Here is a 17765-nt window from a genome sequence, read left to right as displayed (position 1 = left end):
CCGCCATGAAGATACAGCTGCTGTCCGACCTGCACCTGGAGGCGCATCCCCAGTTCACGCCCGAGCCCGCCCCCGCGGCCGATGTGCTGGTGCTGGCGGGCGACATCGGCTCTTACCAGGAGGGCGGGCTGCTCGCCGACACGTCATTCGGCCTGGAGCGCTTTTCCCCCTTGCCGCAATTTGCTGGCTGGCCTGTGCCGGTGCTGTTGGTGCCCGGGAACCATGAATACGACGCACAGGATTTCGACGCCGCACATCACCGGTTGCGCACGGTCTGCGACCAGCTCGGCATTGCGTGGCTGGAGCGCGAAACGCTGGTGCTGGACGGCGTGCGTTTTGTTGGCACCACGCTCTGGAGCGACTTCGATGCCCTGGCAGACCACGAAAACAGCACCGATCTCACGCGTAGCCTGAAGCTGCGCGACAAGGCGTTTCGCGCCGCCAACTTTTACCTGCGCAAAACCGGCGCAACACGCGATGGCGAGCCCTTTCTGGCAGAGCAGGTGCGCACGCAGGCGCTGCTGTGCCAGCAATGGTTGCGTGACGCACTGGCCCGTCCGCACCCCGGGCCCACGGTGGCAGTGACCCACTTTGCACCCAGCTTGCGCAGTGCCGATCCACGCTATGGGCTGGTGCCCGGCACGGCCGGCTTTTGCAATGCCCTGGACGAGTTGTTGCCCCTGGCGCAACTGTGGCTGCACGGGCACCTGCACGCACCCAGCGACTACACGGTGGGCGGCACCGACGAGCATGGTGCGCCCTGGCAGTGCCGCGTAGTGGCCAATCCACTGGGATATGCACGCAAGGGAGAACAGGATTTGTTCCAGGCGCAGTGCTGCATTTCCGTATGATGGGCGCAGGCTGACACCCTTTCCGAGCGCACGAGAAAACCTGGCACAGGTGAAAACAACAACCGCGGGCGCAGATTAGCCTGATCCATTCATTCTGGAGAACACACCATGAACATCCTGCTTGCTGTCGATGGCAGCGCGTACACCAAGAAAATGCTGGCCTATCTTGCAACCCATGAAGAGTTGCTGGGCGGCACCCACGAATACACCGTGCTGACCGTGCAGATGCCCCTGCCCACCCGCGCCCGCGCCGCGCTGGGCAAGGAAATGGTGGACACCTACCACGCCGAGGAAGCCGAGAAAATTCTCGCTCCGGTGTGCAAGTTTTTGGCGCGGCACGGCGTGCAGCCCAAGCGCAGCGTCAAGGTCGGCCCGGTGGGTGAAACCATTGCAAAGGTTGCCGACACAGGCAAGTTCGACCTGCTGGTGATGGGCTCGCATGGCCATGGTGCCATCGCCACGCTGGTGATGGGCTCGGTCACCACCCAGGTGCTGGCCCACTGCAAGGTGCCCCTGCTGATCGTGCGCTAAGGCGGTTGCGCCACCAACCAAGCCCTGTCCTGACAGGGCTTTTTTTCGCCCCGAAATTACCGTTCGGTTATTGAATAACCATATGGTTTACATTGAAACCAATTGGTTATACATTCGCGCCACGCCCATCCTGGCGTGTCATCTCCACCCATCCGAGAGGAACGAACCATGAAAAAGACCCTGATTGCTATCGCCTTGACTGCAGGCGCCACGTTCACCGCCATGGCACAAGACATCGTTGACACCGCCGTGAAGGCGGGCAACTTCAAGACCCTGGTGGCTGCGGTGCAGGCCGCTGGTCTGGTGGATACCTTGAAGGGCCCCGGCCCGTTCACGGTATTTGCGCCCACCGACGAAGCGTTTGCCAAGATTCCCAAGGCCACCCTCGATGGCCTGCTGGCCGACAAGGCGGCACTGTCCAAAGTGCTGACCTATCACGTGGTGTCCGGCAAGGTCATGGCCAAGGATGTGAAGGCCGGCAAGGTCAAGACCGTTCAGGGCCAGGACCTCACGGTGACCACCAACATGGGCGTGATGGTGGACCAGTCCAAGGTCATCGCCACCGACGTGGCCGCCAGCAATGGCGTGATCCACGCCATCGACACCGTGCTGATGCCCAAGTAAGCGCTGGCCCCGTTCTTTTCACCGACCGACCATTCGCGAGGAGAAGCCACCATGAAAACCGCATTCAACCGCCGTACCGTTATATTGGCCGCCGCCCTGGGCGCTGGCACCACCTTGTTGCAAGCCTGCGGGGGCGGCGATGACGAACCCCAGCGCAACATCGTTGAGCTGGCGAAAAACACCCCCGAACTGAGCATCCTGGTGGAAGCCGTGGTGGCCGCCGATCTGGCCGCCACCCTGAGCACCAGCACGCTCACGGTGTTTGCGCCCACCAACGCGGCCTTCGCTGCGCTGCTGACCGAACTCGGCGTGAGTAAGGAGGCCTTGCTGGCCAACAAGCCACTGCTGACGGCGGTGCTGACCTACCACGTGCTCGGCAGCACCGTGGCGCGGGCCGACGTGCCACTGGGCAAGGCAATCACCCCGGTATCGGGTGGCTTCTTCAAGATCGAATCCAATAACGGCCTCAAGATTACCGATGGCCGCAACCGCGTAAGCACCATCACCGCCACCGACATCCAGGCCAGCAACGGTGTGGTGCACCTGGTGGACCGCGTGCTGCTGCCAGCCGACAAGAACATTGTGGCCACCGCTTCGGCGCTGCCCGACTTCAGCATCCTGGTCGAGGCCGTGGTAGCCGCAGGCCTGGCGAGCACCTTGCAGGGCACGGGCCCGTTTACCGTGTTTGCGCCCACCAACGCAGCATTTGCCGCACTGCTGACCGAGCTGGGCGTCAGCAAGGCCGATTTGCTGGCCAATACGGCTCTGCTGACCAAGGTGCTGACCTACCACGTGGTTCCGGCGCGCGTGCTCAAGGCCGAGGTGCCCGTCAACACCGCCATCACCACCGTGCAGGGCCAGAGTTTCACCGTGAACTCCAGCCTGGTCATCACCGACCAGAACATGCGCACCAGCAGCATCGTGGCCACCGACGTATTTACCAGCAATGGCGTAATTCACGTGGTGGACAAGGTGATCCTGCCCAAGTGAGTCGGGTGACTCTGACCCCCATCGCAAAAGAGCCCGGCATGCCGGGCTCTTTTTTTTTGGGTGGAAACCGCGCAATTACGGGATGCGGGGTGCGGGTTGTGTGCGTACGCCGTCAGCGCGACTTTTGCATGCCGTTAGCGCGCGGCCAGCCCTTCAAAGCAGGTGCGCACCACCAGGTCGACGACTTCTGCGTCCGAATACTGGCCGCCCTCCTTGAGGAACCCCACCACCGGATCGCACGCGCGGGCAAACAGGGTGTACAGCACCACCAGCGGCGGCAGCGCCGGGTTGATAAAGCCTTGCGCCTGCGCTTCGGTTATCCATTGCCCGATCTGGTCACTCACGGTCACCAGCCCGTCCAGGTAGTGCTTGTTGGCCATGAGCACCGCCCGCAGGCTGGAGTTGCGGCTGGGCAGCAGCGGCATTTCGTTGGTGATCAGCCGCTCCAGCGACCAGCGCACCAAGTCTCGCAGCTTGTCCTGGGGCGGCATGTCTGTGGGCAAGGTGTCGAGGTAGGCACGCACACGCCCAAGAATCTGGATCATGGCGGCGCAGCACAGGTCTTCCTTGCTGGCGAAATGCTTGTAAAGGCTGGCCTTGGCGATGCCCACCGCGTTGGCGACATCGTCCATCGTCATCGCATCGAAAGACTTTTCGCCCAGCAGGCGGCAAGTGGACTGCAGGATGGCGTCTTCACGCGCCAGGTGCATTTGTTCCTTGAAGGAGACCTTGGGTTTCAGCGTTTGCATGCCCGCATTTTATACGCATTGGTTCCAAAACAACTTAACAGTTGCACTACAACCACGTCGTTCACTTTTCAATCGCATCCTGAACGGCTTGGGGCCCTGCGAACGCTGTGCACCAACGCCCTGCGCGGACCCGGTGCCTGAAAACGTGTTCACGATCTCAGGCAACAAGCGCCTGGGCGGCGGCGCCGGTCAGGGCCGCTGTCAGGGCGTCGAGCAGCTCCGATTCCAGGTTCCAGCAATGCCAATACAGCTCGATGGACAGGGCGCGGCCGGGGGCCAGGCCCACCATGGAGCCGTCGGCCAGGGCGCCCCGTGCCAGCAGCTCGGGCACCACCCCCACCGCCCAGCCCGCAGCCACGGCCCGCATCTGGCCCTCTGCGCTGGGCACGAAAAGGTGGTTGAGCGCCACCCGCTTGAGGCCGAACGCGCGCGCCACAAACTCGGAGGCCATGTCATCCTTGCGGTTGAACGACAAAAACGACACCTCACGAAAGTTGTGCGGCGTCAGCCCTTGCGGCAAATACTGCTGCGCAAATGCAGCCGAGGCCACCGCCACATAGGGCATTGCCCCCAGCGGCACCATCTTGCAGCCGCGCAGCGCCTGCTTGAGCGTGGTGACGCAGCCCAGCACCTGCCCCGAGCGCAGCCATTCCTGGGTGAAATCCTGGTCGTCCACGATGATTTCCAGCGGCAAACGCTGTCGCACCAGATCGTGCAGGGCACCCATGGCCCAGGTGGCGATGCTGTCGGCATTGATGGCGATCGAGATGCGCTCATCCTCGCGCGTGCCCCCCGGCGCGCTGGGGGCCAGCTCCTGCAGGTCACGCTCCAGGTCGGCGCGCAGCAGGCGCATTTGCTTGGTGTGCTTGAGCAGCAACTGCCCCGCCGAGGTCGGCCGCAGCGGCCGGCTGCGCACGATAAGCACCGAGCCCACCTGCGCCTCCAGCGCCCGCAGGCGCTGCGACACTGCCGATTGCGTGACATTCAGGCGCTGGGCGGCGCGCTCGAAACCGCCCTCTTCCACGATGGCGGCAAGGCATTCCAGGGCGGCAGGATCAAAGGTGCTCATGGTCTTTCAACTCGCGCAAAAAGGGGAAGTCGTGCAGCGCGCTTTATTAGGTGCGCTGATGTTTTTGGAGTAAGTTTAATTTTGCTTTTAGTTGCCGGCAATGTCACGGACACTGCATGAGAGCGTGTTGTGCACTTTGACGTACCCGCGTTGGCCCTGGAGGCTGGTGATCGCAAGGCGCAGTGCCGCCGCCAAGGCCCGTGCCTTGGCAAGCGCTGCAACGCGGCGAACGCCTGCCTCCGGGGCCAACCCGGAGGGAAAGCCGGGGAAAGGCCCGGCCACGTTGTTACAGGCCGCTTGCAGTATCCATACTGCGGCGCGTCCTGCGCCTGGTTGCCGGGCCTTTCCCCGGCTTTCGCGGGCACATCAAAGTGCACAACACGCTCTCTCTATGAAAACGATTGTTCTCGGCGCCGGCATCATCGGCATCAGCACCGCCTGGCATCTGCTGGAGCGCGGACACGAAGTGGTCGTGGTCGACCGCCAGCCCGACGCCGCGCTGGAAACCAGTTTCGCCAATGCAGCGCAAATCTCCGTCAGCTACTGCGAGCCCTGGGCCAACCGCGCAGCGCCATGGAAAGCGCTCAAGTGGATGTTCAACAAGGAGGCGCCGCTGCTGTTGCGCCCTCAGCTGGACTGGGAGCAATGGCGCTGGTGCCTGAAGTTTCTGGCGCAATGCAACGACACGGCCTTTGAGCGCAATGTGCAGCAGATCGTGGCCCTGGGCGCCTACAGCCATGCGGCGCTGAAAGACGTGGTGCGGGCCACCGGCATCCAATACCACCGCCTCGAATGCGGCATCGCACACTTCTATTCCGACCAGAAATCGCTGGACGAGGCGGGCCACGCAGTCGAGGTGATGCGCAAGTTCGGCGTGCAGCGCCGCCTGGTCAGCCGCGCAGAGCTGCTGCAGATCGAGCCAGCCTTCAGCGCCTATGGCGAGCGCATCACCGGCGGCACCTACACCAGCACCGACGAAAGCGGCGACGCGCGCCTGTTCACCCAGCAACTGGCCCGCCACTGCGCCGAGCGCGGCGCGCAGTTTCTGTATGGCCATGACGTGCTGCGCCTCAACAAAACCGGAAACACTATCGATTCAGTAGCTGTTAGCGCAATACAGTCGGGGGCTACAGGCCAAAAACACTCAATATTGAAGGGCGATGCCATCGTGGTGGCCTGCGGCTCCTACAGCGCGCCGCTGCTGCGCAGCGTGGGTGTGGACCTGCCCATTTATCCCGGCAAAGGCTACAGCGCCACGTTCCCGCTGCTGCGGCCCGAAGCGGCGCCCCTGGTCTCTGCCATCGACGATGGCAAAAAGCTCGCCATGAGCCGCCTGGGCGATGTGCTGCGCGTGGCAGGCACCATCGAACTGGGCGGTTTTGACCTGTCCCTGGACAACCCCGTGGCCAAGGCGCGCTGCCACTTGCTGTCACGCCGCATCGAAGAAGTCTTGCCCGGCGTGTGCGACACCCGCACGCCCGAGCAGGGCGGCAACCCGCAGTACTGGACCGGCCTGCGCCCCGCCACCCCCACCAATATCCCGTTCATCGGCCGCACGCGCGTGGGCAAGCTGTGGGTGAATGCCGGCCATGGCACGCTGGGCTGGACGCATGGCGCGGGCTCGGGCAAGGCCCTGGCCGAGCTGATCAGTGGCGCGCAGCCTGCGATGGCCTTCGGCTTTCTGGGCGCTGAACCGGGGCCGCACCAACGCCCTGTGGTCGCGGCCTGAGGGGCGGTCAAAACGCCCCACGCCTGCGCGATTGCGGGCACCGCACCATAATAGCCCTCCCCCTCCAGAAGGCTCTGCGCCCCGTTTTTGTGAACAGCTCCCTGCACCGACCCGCCCTTGCCCGCCCGCCCAGTTTTTCTGCGAGGGAGTTTCGCGATGCGCTGGGCATGTTCGCCACCGGGGTGACCATCGTGACGGCCCGCAATGCACAGGGTCAGCCGATCGGGCTCACCGCCAATTCATTCAATTCGGTTTCGCTGGATCCGCCCTTGGTGCTGTGGAGCCTGTCGCGCGCGGCCGCTTCAATGCCGGCCTTTGCCAACGGCTCCCACTACGCCATCAATGTGCTGGCAGCCGACCAGAAGGCCCTGGCCGAGCGCTTTGCCTCCCGCGGAGTCGACCGCTTCGCCGGTGTGGAACACCACTCGGGCATCAGCGGCGCCCCGTTGCTGGAGGGTGCCGCGGCCACCTTCGAGTGCTTCAACCGCAGCCGCTACGAAGAAGGCGACCATGTGATTTTTGTCGGCGAGGTCGAGCGCTGCCAGCACCACGGCGGCATGTCGCCCCTGCTGTACCACGGCGGGCGGTTCTACACCGAGCACCCGCTCTGAGCGGACAGTCCATGGCCCAGACACTTCAAGTGCTCAGCGTGAATGTAGGAACGGCCCAGCCCGTGCGCATCGGCGAGCGCAAGATCCTCACCGCCATCGGCAAATCATGCACGCCCGGCCCCGTTGCCGTGGGACGGCTGGGCCTGGCGGGCGACGAGCAGGCCGACCTGAGCGTGCACGGCGGCCTGGACAAGGCGGTGTATGCCTACCCGGCGGTGCACTACGCCTTCTGGCAAGCCCAACGGCGCGAGCGCGGGATCAGCCTGTTCGACGAGCCGCTGCCACCCGGTTTCATGGGCGAAAACCTCACGGTCGACGGCCTGCTGGAACACGAGGTGTATGTGGGCGACCGGCTGCACTTTCCCGATTGCGTGCTGCGCGTGGCGGCACCGCGCGAGCCTTGCTACAAATTCAATGCCGTCATGGGGTTCGCGCAAGCCGGCCGCGCCATGGCCATTGCCGGGTGCTGCGGCTACTACCTGGCGGTAGAGCAGACTGGCACCATCGCGGCGGGCCAGCAGGCCACGCTCGAACCTGGGCAGCGTGGGCTGAGCATTGCGCAGGCATTTGCCGGGAAATTCGCGAAGCACGCGCGCTGAGACGCGTTTTACTTCGTTTTTTATAGCTGCTAGCGCTTTTTGATAGGGCGCTAGAGCCCTGTTTCATCCCAAATCAGCGCACCGTATCGGGCAGCTCGATTTTCACTTCGAGCACTTCCAGGTTGTCCTGGCGCTCCAGGTGCACCTTGAGGTCGTCGGGGTTGATCTTCACGTATTTCGAAATCACCGCCACCAGTTCGCGCTGCAGCGCGGGCAGGTAGTCGGGCTCGGCGGCGTTGCGGCCGTTGCGTTCGTGCGCCAGGATGATCTGCAGGCGCTCTTTGGCGACGCTGGCGGTCTTCTTCTTTTCGCCCAGCAGGAAAGACAGGAATGACGCCATGGCTTATTTGCTCCCGAACAGGCGTTTGAAGAAGCCGGGCTTCTCGGCTTCGATGAAGCGCAGGGGCTTGTCCTCGCCCAGGAAGCGGTCGATCACGTCCTTGTAGGCCTCGGACACATCGCTGCCCTGGGCGTGGATGGCGGGGGAACCCTGGTTGGACGACTGCAGCACCACTTCCGACTCCGGAATCACGCCGATCAGCTTGATGCGCAGGATGTCCTGGATGTCCTCCAGGCTCAGCATCTGGCCGTCCTGTACGCGGCTGGGGTTGTAGCGCGTGATGAGCAGATGCTCCTTGATGGGCTCGCCGCCCTCGATGGCGCGCCGGGTCTTGCTGCCCAGCATGCCCAGGATGCGGTCGGAGTCGCGCACGCTGGACACCTCGGGGTTGGTCACCAGCAGCGCCTCGTCGGCAAAGTGCATGGCCATGAGCGCGCCGCTTTCGATGCCGGCAGGCGAGTCGCAGATGATGTATTCAAAGCCCATGCTGGCGAGATCGGTCAGGATCTTCTCGACGCCTTCCTGGGTCAGCGCGTCCTTGTCGCGCGTCTGGCTGGCGGCCAGCACGAACAGGTTGTCGCACTGTTTGTCCTTGATGAGGGCCTGGTTCAGGTTGGCCTCGCCCTGGATCACGTTGATGAGGTCATACACCACGCGGCGCTCGCAGCCCATGATGAGGTCGAGGTTGCGCAGGCCGACATCAAAGTCGATCACGGCAGTCTTGTGGCCGCGCAGGGCGAGGCCGGAGGCAAAGCTGGCACTGGTGGTGGTCTTGCCCACGCCACCCTTGCCGGAGGTCACGACGACGATTTTGGCCATGTGTGCTGATTCTCTGTGGGGTTGATACGAATGAAATAGGGACTCAGACGAGCGGCTCGATGATGAGCTTCTCGCCATCGAGCCGCACCTGGGCCGGCTTGCCACGCACGTCGGCGGGCAATTCGGTCTCGGTGGTGCGGTAGATGCCCGCGATGGAAACCAGTTGCGGCTCCAGGCAGGTCGAAAAAATGCGGGCCTCGGTGTTGCCGCGCGCCCCGGCAATGGCACGGCCGCGCAGCGGGGCATAGACGTGGATATTGCCGTCGGCAATGACTTCGGCGCCAAAGCTGACTACGGCCATCACCACCAGATCGGCACCCCGCGCATACACCTGCTGGCCTGAGCGCAGGGGTTTGTCGACCACCACGGTGCCGAGGCCGGGCATGGGCACTTCGCGCACGACCTCGTGCACCACTTCCACCTCGCGGATGACCTCGCGCATTTCGGGCGCGGGCGCTTCGGCGCGCACGGGCGGGGCATCAGGCGCTGCGGCCAGGCCAACGGCGCACGCGGCCTTCATCTGGGCCGCACTGCCGCCGCGAACGGCCACGGGCAAGGTGCTGTGGCGACGCAACTGCGCCGTGATGGCGGCAAAGTCGATGGGCTCTGGCGCTTCGCGCACCATGGCCAGGTCGATCAGCACCGGGTCGTTATCGAAAAAGCCCGGGGCATCGGCCACGCGCTCGGCCAGATCGGCGGCAAACTGCGCGGCGTCGGTGGTCTTGAGCACCACGGCCACCACGGGCAGAGAGGCGCTTTTGAGATCAAAGCTGGTGCGGGCTTGCGCCGCCGTTTCAAAGGCCATGAATGGATTGCAGGGATGAAGGGCGCGCCACCGGGCACCGGGCAGGCACACCGCGGATGGGGCCAAAAGGGCAAAGTGTACTGTGCAGCACCCTGCATAACCGTAACGCTCGGTGCATGCCGCCTCAACGACGGGGCTCGTGCTGCCATTGCGGCAGGCGGGCGCCGCAGTGCATGCAGTGCAGCGCCTCGGGCAGATGCCCTTCGGTCAGGCATTCGTGGCAGGTGCGGGTGGTGGGCACCGGCGTTGCAGACAGGCGCTGCGAGGTCATCTCGGCGGTGACGATGCCGGTGGGAACAGCCAGCGTGCCCCAGCCCAGCAGCATCATCACCGAGGCGATAAAACGCCCCAGCTCGGTTTTGGGGGTGATGTCGCCAAAGCCCACCGTGGTCATGGTGGTAATGGCCCAGTAAACCGACGTGGGAATGGTCGAAAAACCGTTCTCCGGCCCTTCCACCACGTACATCAGCGTGCCCATGACCAGCACGATCATCAGCACACCGGAGATGAACACGATGATCTTGCGGGCGCTGGCCTGCAGGGCCTGGCCCAGGCCCCGGTACTCGGTCAGGAACGAGGTGAGCTTGAACACCCGAAAGATGCGCAGCAGGCGCAGCACACGCACATCGATCAGTGCGTGCGCGCCCGGCAGCAGCAAGGCCAGGTAGGTTGGCAGCAGGGCCAGAATGTCCACCACGCCAAAAAAACTGGTGGCATAACGCAGGGGTCGCCGCGTGCAGGCCAGACGGGCCAGGTATTCAATCGTGAACAACGCGGTAAAGCCCCACTCTGCCCAGGTGAACTGCCGCTGCCAGCGATCGTGCAGCGCGGGTACGCTGTCGGCCACCACCACGGAGATGCTCAGCAAGATGGCGACGATCAGCGTCACATCAAACAGACGACCGGCGCGTGTGTCGGCCTCGAAGATGGTGGTGTACAGGCGCAAACGCCAGCCCTGCAGCGGGAGATCGGGGTTGGGGGAAGCCAGGGGCATGGAGCGGCGGTGCGTCAATGGATGAAATGAACGGGTGTGACGGTTGCCACTGTAGTACGTTGCCATTCACCGGCCACCACCCGGCTGCCGGACAGGGCCCTGACCATAATCAGCGCATGCCTCAGCCCACCACCCGCAAAGCCCATCTCGACTCGCTGGCGGTCTGCCTTTTGCTGGCGTGCTGCATGTTCTGGGGCTTCCAGCAGGTGCTGGTGAAGGCCACGGTGGCCGAAGTGGCGCCGGTGTTCCAGGCCTTTGTGCGTTTTGCGCTGGCCACCGTGGCGGTGTCGGCATGGTGTCTGTGGCGCGGCGTGCGCCTGTCAATGGCCGGTGAACCCGCAGGGGCCGCGCGCGCCGGGCTGCTGGCGGGCGCGCTGTTTGCGGGCGAGTTCGCGTGCATCTACCTGGGCCTGCAGTACACCACCGCATCGCGTCTCACGGTGTTTCTGTATGCCGCACCCTTTTGGGTGGCCCTGCTGCTGCCGCGCTTCATTCCGGGCGAGGGGCTCAAGGGCTGGCAGTGGCTGGGCCTTGGCGCCGCCTTTGTGGGGGTTGGGCTGGCCCTGGGCGACGGGCTGCTGGGCCCCGCCAATGCGGCGCTGCCCCAGGCCTGGCTGGGCGACCTGATGGGGCTGGCGGCGGGCCTGATGTGGGCGCTGACCACCGTGGTCATCCGCACCACACCCCTGGCCCGCGTGCCCCCCGCCAAACAGTTGCTCTACCAGGTGGGCGTAAGTGCCGTCGCGCTGCCCGTGCTGTCGCTTGGTTTGGGCGAACCCTGGGTGTGGCAGTTCAGCGCGTTTGCCTGGGGGTCGCTACTGGTGCAGGCGCTGCTGGGCGCTTTTGTGAGTTACCTGGCCTGGATGTGGATGCTGGCGCATTACCCGGCCACCAAAATTTCGGTATTTGTGTTTCTGACGCCCGTGTTTGCGCTGCTGTTTGGCGCCTGGTGGCTGGGCGAACCCGTCACCCCCGGGCTGGTGGCAGCGCTGGTGCTGGTGGCGGCCGGCATCGTGCTGGTGAACAAGCGGCCCGCAGCGGCCTAACATATCAATGAAATAAGCCTCTAGCGCTTATCTATAAAGCGCTAGCAGCTATCATTTCTATATCACCCTGCCCGCGATGAACCGGGCATGGCCAGGACCAGCGCCACGGGCTTGGTCGGACCGCTGGATGCGTGCCCTCCACGGGGAAAACGCGTGGCAACTACGGGAAAGTCAAAGCTTCGGAATGCGAATCCGGCTGATCATCAGCGAGCCCGACAACGCAAACAGCAGCACCAGCGGGTGCAGCGTGAAGCCGCCGATCAGCACCTGGCCGAACCACAGGTTCTCGCGCACGGCACCCAGGTAGCCCGCCAGTGCCAGCAGCCCCACCAGCACGATGGAGGTGGGAATCGGCGTGCCTTCAAAGTATTTCACCTTGCCGTCGTCGCCCGACAGGGTTTCGGCCGTGACGTTGTAGCGCGCCAGGCGCGACACGCCGCAGGCCACAAAGTAGGCCAACACGATGCGGTCATAAAGCCCCTGCATGCCGCAGCCATAGGCAATGATGGCAGGCGCCACGCCAAACGAGATGACGTCGGCCAGCGAATCGAGCTCGCGGCCCAAGGCCGAGCTTTTCTGGCGCCAGCGCGCAATGCGGCCATCGAACACATCAAAGATCAGCGCGGCCAGCACCAGCGCGCAGGCAAAGTAGATGTGCACCACATCGCTGGTCTCCAGGTACGACATCACCGAGAACAGGGCTCCCACGCCACAAACCGCGTTGCCCAGCGTGAACCAGTCCGCCAGGTGGAACTCGCGGATCATCGAAAAGCGTTTGGGCGGGGGGGAAGAATTCATCACAGTGCGCTCCTGGGTGGTTAAACCGGTGCAAGCCCTCTTTGGGAGGCGAAAGGTCCTGAACTGGTTCCAAGAGGGGGCGGCCACCTGCTGCGCCGGCCGCAGCCCCAAGGTTCGCACCATTATGAAGGGCGGCAGGTGTCGGGGCTTTCTGCCAATGGCCGCGCGGCAGCGCAAAAGCGGGCGAGTGTCCAGCCTGGCCCCAGCCAGTCGCCCGACGTGAACAGGCGGCCGTGCAGGGTGTGGAGTTTCTGCTCCAGCGCAGAAATGGTGGCTGCAGGGGCGTATCGCATTGGCGCTGTGCGATAGGACAAGGGAAAGGAGAAACGGAGCGCGGGAGCCAAGCCCCGGCTACGCCCTGTGCTGTGGCGCCGCGCGCCGGGCAAGGCCACCGGGGTGACCCTGCCCCTTGCCATTCAATCGAGCTTGATGCCCGTCGACTTCACCACGCCCGCCCAGCGCTGGAGTTCCTTGCCGATGTAGGTGCGATATTCCTCGGGCGTAGAACCCAGGGGCTCGGCGCCTTGTATGGCCAGCTTGGCGCGCACCTCGTCGCTCTGCAATGCCTTGTTGATCTCGGCGTTCAGGCGCTGCACCACCTCCGGCGAGGTTTTGGCAGGCACCATCACGCCCTGCCAGGCACCTGCTTCAAAGCCGGGCATCACGGTTTCGGCCAGCGTGGGCACGTTGGGGAAAAGGGACATGCGCTTGGCGGTGGTGACCGCCAGCAACTTCAGGCGCTTGTCGTTCACGAAAGGCATCACCGAGTTGATGGTGTCCGTCATGAACTGGATCTGGCCCGCCACCAGGTCGACGTCTGCCGGGGCGCTGCCCCGATACGACACGTGCGTGGCCTCGATGCCCAGGTTCTTGGTGAACTGGAACGCTGCCAGGTGGGTCACATTGCCATTGCCCGCCGAGCCATAAGAGAGCTTGTCCGGATTGGCTCTGGCGTACTCCACAAACTCGCGCACGGTGTTGGCGGGAATGCTCGGGTGCACCACCAGGGCCAGCGGCACCACGGCGGTGAGGGCCACGGGCGCAAGGTCTTTCTGCACGTCGTAGCTCAGGTTCTTGTAGAGCGCGGGGCTCAAGGTGATCGACGACGTGTTGTAGAGCAGCGTGTAGCCGTCCCCCGCCGCCTTGGCGACCTGGGCGCCGCCGATGTTGCCGTTGGCCCCGGGCTTGTTGTCCACCACCACGGACTGCCCCATCTGCTCGGTCAGCTTCTGCGCCAGCACGCGCGCCACCTGGTCGGTGGGCCCGCCCGGCGGGAAGGGCACCACCAGGGTGATCGGCTTGCTGGGGTAGCTTTGCGCCTGTGCAAAGCCCATGGGGGCCAGGGCGGCCATGCCGGCTGCGCCGCTGAGCAGGGCCAGGCACAAACGTCGCAGGTTCTTTGGACGCTGGGCTGTATTCGGATCGGTTTTTTTCATGGTGCTTGTCTCCTGGGTTGTTGTAGCAAGGGATAAGTGGTCACGAGCGCCCGGCCAGCAGCCGGGTGGCGGTGTAGGTCATCACCATCACCCCCTGGTGATTGAAGACGTCGATGCGCGAGGTCACGACGGCACGGCCGCTCTTGGATGTGGGGCGAATCTCCGTCACCTCCACCACCGCCTCGATGGTGTCGCCCACCCGCACGGGGGCGAGAATCTTCTGGTGCAGCTCCAGCATGGCCAGGCCCGTGCCCTGGATCATGGTCTGCAGGATGAAGCCCTCGATGAGCGCATAGGTCAGCGCACCCGGCACGGGCCGCCCGGCCATGGCGCCGCCTTCATAGCCGTCTTCGATAAAGATCGCCTCCAGCATGCCGGTCACGCCGATGAAGCTGACCAAGTCTGTCTCGGTGACCGTTCGGCGGAAGGTGCGAAAGCGCTGTCCCACGCTCAGCTCCTGCCACACAAACCCCTGGCCCAGCCGGGGCAGGTTACGGTCTACGCTGGCGGGCGCGGCACTACGGTCGGAGGCCAAGGGTGTGTTCTGTGGGTGCATGGAATGTCTCATTCAAGTAGCGGGCAATGGCTGCGCGGGTGTCCACCAGGGCGTCGATCTGCGCGGCGCCGAGCCCTGCTTGCGCCAGGAGCTCACGGGTGTGTTCGCCCAGACGCGGTGGCATGGTGATGGCGGCGCGCTGCCCGTCAAAGCGCACGGGCACACCCGGGAAGCGCACGTCTCCCAGCGCCGGGTCGGCCACGGTTTCAAAGAAATCGGTGGCCACCAGGTGGGGGTCGAGTGGCAAGTCCTGCAACTTGGCTACCGGCGCTGCGGGAATCTCCAGCCGCTCACACACCGCAATCCAGTGGGCCGTGGTGTGGCGCTCGGTAAAACCCGACGCGAGTTCCAGCAGCTCGGCAATGTGCCGCGTGCGGCTTGCGATATCGACAAAACGCGCATCGCGCGCCAGTTCCGGGGCGCCCACTTCAGTGAAGAAGCGCTGCCAGTGCAGATTGGTGTACGGCATCATGGCCACCGCCCCATCGGCCGTGCGGTAGGGCCGACGCCAGGGGGCCAGCACCCGCGGGTAGCCAGGTGCCGACAGCGGCGGCTCGAAGTGCTGGCCGTAGTAGTGCTCGACCAGGTTGAAGCCCACCATGGACTCGAACATGGGGATTTCCACAAACGCGCCCTGGCCCGTGCGCTCGCGCTGCCACAACGCCGCCAGGATGGCATGCGCGGCCACATGGGCGCAGGTCTTGTCGGCGGCAATGGTGGGCAGGTAGCGCATCTCGCCGCCCTGCCGCTCCATCAGGTCAGCCAACCCCGACATGCCCTGGATCACGTCGTCATAGGCCGGTTTGCCGGCATAGGGGCCGGGCAAAAAACCCACCAGGCTGGCGTACACCAGGCGCGGAAAACGTTGGCGCAGCGTCTCGGGGGCAAGGCCCAGGCCTGCCAGCTTTTGCGGCCGCATGCTGTGCATCAGCACATCCGCCGTGGCGACCAGCGCAATCAGCGCCTCTTGGGCGTCCGCCTGCTTGAGGTCCAGCGCCACGCTTTTCTTGCTGCGGTTGGAACCAAGAAACATGGCCGCCATGCCCGCTTCTTTCGAAGGGCCGGTATGGCGTGTCGAGTCGCCCTCGGGCGGCTCGATCTTGATCACCTCGGCCCCGTAGTCGGCCAGTATCTGGCTGGCCAGGGGACCAAAAATCACACTGGACAGATCCAGGATGCGCAGGCCTTGCAGCGGCTTCATCTCGTGCTCTCCAGCGCGGCGTTCACTGGAACTTCGGGGCGCGTTTTTCAATGAAAGCGGTCACCGCTTCACGGTGGTCGGCCGTCTTGTGGGCGATGGCCTGGTACCCCGCCGAGATCTCCAGCAACGAGGCCAGCGAGGCACTTTGCCCCTCGCGCAGCAGGCGCTTGGTCATGCGCATCACGGCACCGGGGTTGGCGGCGATCTTGGCGGCCAGCGCCCGGGCAGTGGGCAGCAACTGGTCAGCGGCCACCACGCGCGACACGAGGCCGCAGGCCAGCGCCTCTTGCGCGCTGATGGGCTCGCCGGTGAACGCCATCTCGGACGCCTTGGCCATGCCCACGGCGCGCGGCAGCAGCCAGGCGCCGCCGTCGCCGGGCACGATGCCCACGCGCACAAAACTCTCGGCAAAGGTGGCCGTCTCGCTGGCGATGCGGATGTCGCACATGCAGGTCAGGTCCAGCCCCGCGCCGATGGCCGGGCCGTTGATGGCGCAGATCACAGGCACGTCGAGCTGGACCAGCGCATTGGGAATCTGCTGGATGCCCTGGCGGTATTCCTCGCGGATCAGGTCGGGGGTCAGTGCGTCGTCAAAGAAGCGCTTCATGTCCTTGACGTTGCCGCCCGAGCTGAAGATGGGGCCGGCGGCCGTAATGATCAGCACCTTCACGCTCGCGTCCTTGCGCACGTCCTCGCACAGCTGCACGAACTCCTGCACCGCCGTGTTGCCCGTGAGCGCATTGCGCGTTTCGGGCTGGTTCATGGTGGCGGTGAGAATGCCGCCGTCGCGTTCGATGGTCAGAAAGGCCATGGGATATCTCCGATATTAAAAAATGAGCTGCCAGCGCTTGATATAAAGGGATTTCAAATGAATTTCATAGTGAAACCCAATTACATCAAGCGTTGGCCGCTATGGTTTTCAAAGCACCGCGTCCACGTCGGTGATGCGCCGCACGATGTCCAGGGTCATGCCCTGGTGGTGCAGCAGGGCCTCGCCCGCCACGCCGTACCAGTAGGCTTCGCTGCCAGCAGTCTGGCGCCAGGCATGCAGGCGGCGCGTGAACAGCTGCAGGTCGTACTCCCCGGTGAAGCCGATCGCACCATGGATGGCATGCGCCAGCTCGGACACCACCAGCGCCGCCTCACTGCAGCGCGCTTTGGCCGTGGCCACGCGCAGGCGGTCGGGCACCACGCCCATACCGTCATGTCCAGCGCTGCAGCCCAGTTGCGCGGCCATGCGCGCGGCAAACACGTGCTCGCTCATCACTGCCAGCTGGTGCTGGATGGCCTGGAACTTGCCGATGGGGCGGCCAAACTGCTGGCGCTCATTGGCGTACTGCAGCGTGCGGTCGAACACGGCCTTGAGTGCGCCGGCCATCTGCGCGGCCACCACGGCGGCCTGCAGGGTGCGCACCTCCAGTGCAGCGTCCACTGCCACCACGGGTGCGGCCTGCACTTGCGTGGCCGACCATGCCAAGGCAGCGTCCAACGCCAGCGCCTGGGGGGACGCTTGCGCGCCCTCGGTGCCCAGCAGACGCCATTCGTCACCCGCCTGCACCAGCACCGACTGCGCCACCTGGCCCGTGCGCACCAGCGCGCAGCGCACGCCGCCGTCGCCCAGGCGCTCACCGCGCGCCAGTGCGATGCTGCCTGCGGGGCGGGCCACACCGGCCTGCGCCAGCAGTGCACGCGCCACCATGGTTTCACCCAGGGGCAAGGGCAGCGCATGTGCGCCACATTGCTCCAGCACGCCGAACACCTGGCCCAGCCCCAGCCCTGCCCCACCTGCGTCTTCGCTCAGCAGCGCATCGGCCAGGCCGGTGGCTTCCAGCTGTTGCCACAGTGCCGTGGTGGCGGCCGCGCCGCGCCCCCCGTGTTCGATGGCGCGCACCACCTGCGGCGTGCATTGGTCCGCCAGCACATCGCGGGCGGCGTCGGCAAACAGATCGTTGTCCATGCTCATGTCAGTTATCCATTACGTTGTAAGCCCCGCCACAGTCCGTGCCGCTAGCGCTGC

21 protein-coding genes are annotated in these 17765 nt (G+C 64.8%); 8 read left to right on the top strand and 13 right to left on the bottom strand.

Features of this window, described 5'->3' with window-relative positions:
- Nucleotides 1-5: 5 nt before the first annotated feature.
- The 4 genes from K226_RS0104000 (at nucleotide 6) to K226_RS0103985 (ending at nucleotide 2996) form a co-directional block, all read left to right on the top strand.
- On the top strand, nucleotides 6-851 hold the full coding sequence (locus K226_RS0104000; protein ID WP_024813579.1) for a metallophosphoesterase: 846 nt from the start codon (nucleotides 6-8) through the stop codon (nucleotides 849-851).
- Nucleotides 852-959: 108 nt separating this feature from the next.
- Nucleotides 960-1382: a universal stress protein gene (locus tag K226_RS0103995; protein ID WP_024813578.1), complete on the top strand. Its 423-nt coding sequence runs from the start codon at nucleotides 960-962 to the stop codon at nucleotides 1380-1382.
- A 168-nt stretch (nucleotides 1383-1550) separates the two neighbouring features.
- Complete coding sequence (locus tag K226_RS0103990; protein ID WP_024813577.1) at nucleotides 1551-2006, top strand: fasciclin domain-containing protein; 456 nt, start codon at nucleotides 1551-1553, stop codon at nucleotides 2004-2006.
- Nucleotides 2007-2057: 51 nt separating this feature from the next.
- On the top strand, nucleotides 2058-2996 hold the full coding sequence (locus K226_RS0103985; RefSeq protein WP_024813576.1) for a fasciclin domain-containing protein: 939 nt from the start codon (nucleotides 2058-2060) through the stop codon (nucleotides 2994-2996).
- 134 nt (nucleotides 2997-3130) lie between these two features.
- Here the strand turns inward: K226_RS0103985 and K226_RS0103980 are convergent, their stop codons facing one another.
- Both K226_RS0103980 and K226_RS0103975 read right to left on the bottom strand, forming a co-directional pair.
- Complete coding sequence (locus tag K226_RS0103980) at nucleotides 3131-3745, bottom strand: TetR/AcrR family transcriptional regulator (protein ID WP_024813575.1); 615 nt, start codon at nucleotides 3743-3745, stop codon at nucleotides 3131-3133.
- Between the two features lie 157 nt (nucleotides 3746-3902).
- The gene (locus K226_RS0103975) at nucleotides 3903-4814 is read right to left on the bottom strand and encodes a LysR family transcriptional regulator ArgP (RefSeq protein WP_024813574.1); all 912 of its coding nucleotides are present in this window, start codon (nucleotides 4812-4814) and stop codon (nucleotides 3903-3905) included.
- Between the two features lie 391 nt (nucleotides 4815-5205).
- Between K226_RS0103975 and K226_RS0103965 the strand changes: the two genes are divergently transcribed.
- From K226_RS0103965 to K226_RS0103955, 3 genes are all read left to right on the top strand, one after another.
- Nucleotides 5206-6543 carry a D-amino acid dehydrogenase gene (locus tag K226_RS0103965; RefSeq protein WP_024813573.1) on the top strand — a complete coding sequence of 446 codons (1338 nt, stop codon included), beginning with the start codon at nucleotides 5206-5208 and terminating at the stop codon, nucleotides 6541-6543.
- Between the two features lie 89 nt (nucleotides 6544-6632).
- Nucleotides 6633-7154 carry a flavin reductase family protein gene (locus K226_RS0103960; RefSeq protein ID WP_024813572.1) on the top strand — a complete coding sequence of 174 codons (522 nt, stop codon included), beginning with the start codon at nucleotides 6633-6635 and terminating at the stop codon, nucleotides 7152-7154.
- Between the two features lie 11 nt (nucleotides 7155-7165).
- Entirely contained in the window at nucleotides 7166-7753 is a 588-nt protein-coding gene (locus K226_RS0103955) for an MOSC domain-containing protein (protein WP_024813571.1), read from the top strand.
- Between the two features lie 73 nt (nucleotides 7754-7826).
- On the opposite strand, the gene minE is transcribed toward K226_RS0103955, so the two are convergent.
- The 4 genes from minE to K226_RS0103935 all read right to left on the bottom strand — a co-directional run bounded on the left by minE (nucleotide 7827) and on the right by K226_RS0103935 (nucleotide 10711).
- Nucleotides 7827-8093 carry a cell division topological specificity factor MinE gene (gene minE / locus K226_RS0103950; RefSeq protein WP_024813570.1) on the bottom strand — a complete coding sequence of 89 codons (267 nt, stop codon included), beginning with the start codon at nucleotides 8091-8093 and terminating at the stop codon, nucleotides 7827-7829.
- 3 nt (nucleotides 8094-8096) lie between these two features.
- On the bottom strand, nucleotides 8097-8912 hold the full coding sequence (minD, locus tag K226_RS0103945) for a septum site-determining protein MinD (RefSeq protein WP_024813569.1): 816 nt from the start codon (nucleotides 8910-8912) through the stop codon (nucleotides 8097-8099).
- A 43-nt stretch (nucleotides 8913-8955) separates the two neighbouring features.
- Entirely contained in the window at nucleotides 8956-9717 is a 762-nt protein-coding gene (gene minC, locus K226_RS18645; protein WP_035240871.1) for a septum site-determining protein MinC, read from the bottom strand.
- A 124-nt stretch (nucleotides 9718-9841) separates the two neighbouring features.
- Nucleotides 9842-10711 (bottom strand): ion transporter, encoded by an 870-nt coding sequence (locus K226_RS0103935; protein ID WP_035240869.1) that lies wholly within the window; start codon nucleotides 10709-10711, stop codon nucleotides 9842-9844.
- Nucleotides 10712-10827: 116 nt separating this feature from the next.
- Between K226_RS0103935 and K226_RS0103930 the strand changes: the two genes are divergently transcribed.
- On the top strand, nucleotides 10828-11757 hold the full coding sequence (locus K226_RS0103930; protein WP_024813567.1) for a DMT family transporter: 930 nt from the start codon (nucleotides 10828-10830) through the stop codon (nucleotides 11755-11757).
- Between the two features lie 171 nt (nucleotides 11758-11928).
- Here K226_RS0103930 and pssA read toward each other — a convergent pair whose 3' ends face one another.
- The 7 genes from pssA to K226_RS0103895 all read right to left on the bottom strand — a co-directional run bounded on the left by pssA (nucleotide 11929) and on the right by K226_RS0103895 (nucleotide 17705).
- Complete coding sequence (pssA, locus tag K226_RS0103925) at nucleotides 11929-12555, bottom strand: CDP-diacylglycerol--serine O-phosphatidyltransferase (protein WP_024813566.1); 627 nt, start codon at nucleotides 12553-12555, stop codon at nucleotides 11929-11931.
- 122 nt (nucleotides 12556-12677) lie between these two features.
- Nucleotides 12678-12848 (bottom strand): hypothetical protein, encoded by a 171-nt coding sequence (locus K226_RS19760; protein ID WP_162150974.1) that lies wholly within the window; start codon nucleotides 12846-12848, stop codon nucleotides 12678-12680.
- Between the two features lie 123 nt (nucleotides 12849-12971).
- Nucleotides 12972-13991: a tripartite tricarboxylate transporter substrate binding protein gene (locus K226_RS0103915; protein WP_024813565.1), complete on the bottom strand. Its 1020-nt coding sequence runs from the start codon at nucleotides 13989-13991 to the stop codon at nucleotides 12972-12974.
- Nucleotides 13992-14031: 40 nt separating this feature from the next.
- Entirely contained in the window at nucleotides 14032-14547 is a 516-nt protein-coding gene (locus tag K226_RS0103910; protein ID WP_035240867.1) for a MaoC family dehydratase, read from the bottom strand.
- The gene (locus K226_RS0103905) at nucleotides 14510-15748 is read right to left on the bottom strand and encodes a CaiB/BaiF CoA-transferase family protein (RefSeq protein ID WP_024813563.1); all 1239 of its coding nucleotides are present in this window, start codon (nucleotides 15746-15748) and stop codon (nucleotides 14510-14512) included. Before K226_RS0103905 ends, K226_RS0103910 begins: the two co-directional genes overlap by 38 nt.
- 22 nt (nucleotides 15749-15770) lie before the next feature.
- Nucleotides 15771-16559 (bottom strand): crotonase/enoyl-CoA hydratase family protein, encoded by a 789-nt coding sequence (locus tag K226_RS0103900; protein WP_024813562.1) that lies wholly within the window; start codon nucleotides 16557-16559, stop codon nucleotides 15771-15773.
- Between the two features lie 108 nt (nucleotides 16560-16667).
- The gene (locus K226_RS0103895; RefSeq protein WP_024813561.1) at nucleotides 16668-17705 is read right to left on the bottom strand and encodes an acyl-CoA dehydrogenase family protein; all 1038 of its coding nucleotides are present in this window, start codon (nucleotides 17703-17705) and stop codon (nucleotides 16668-16670) included.
- Nucleotides 17706-17765 lie beyond the last annotated feature (60 nt).

Source organism: Acidovorax sp. JHL-3 (assembly GCF_000526295.1).
Classification (GTDB): domain Bacteria; phylum Pseudomonadota; class Gammaproteobacteria; order Burkholderiales; family Burkholderiaceae_C; genus Acidovorax; species Acidovorax defluvii.
This window is presented reverse-complemented; position numbering and strand designations above follow the sequence as displayed.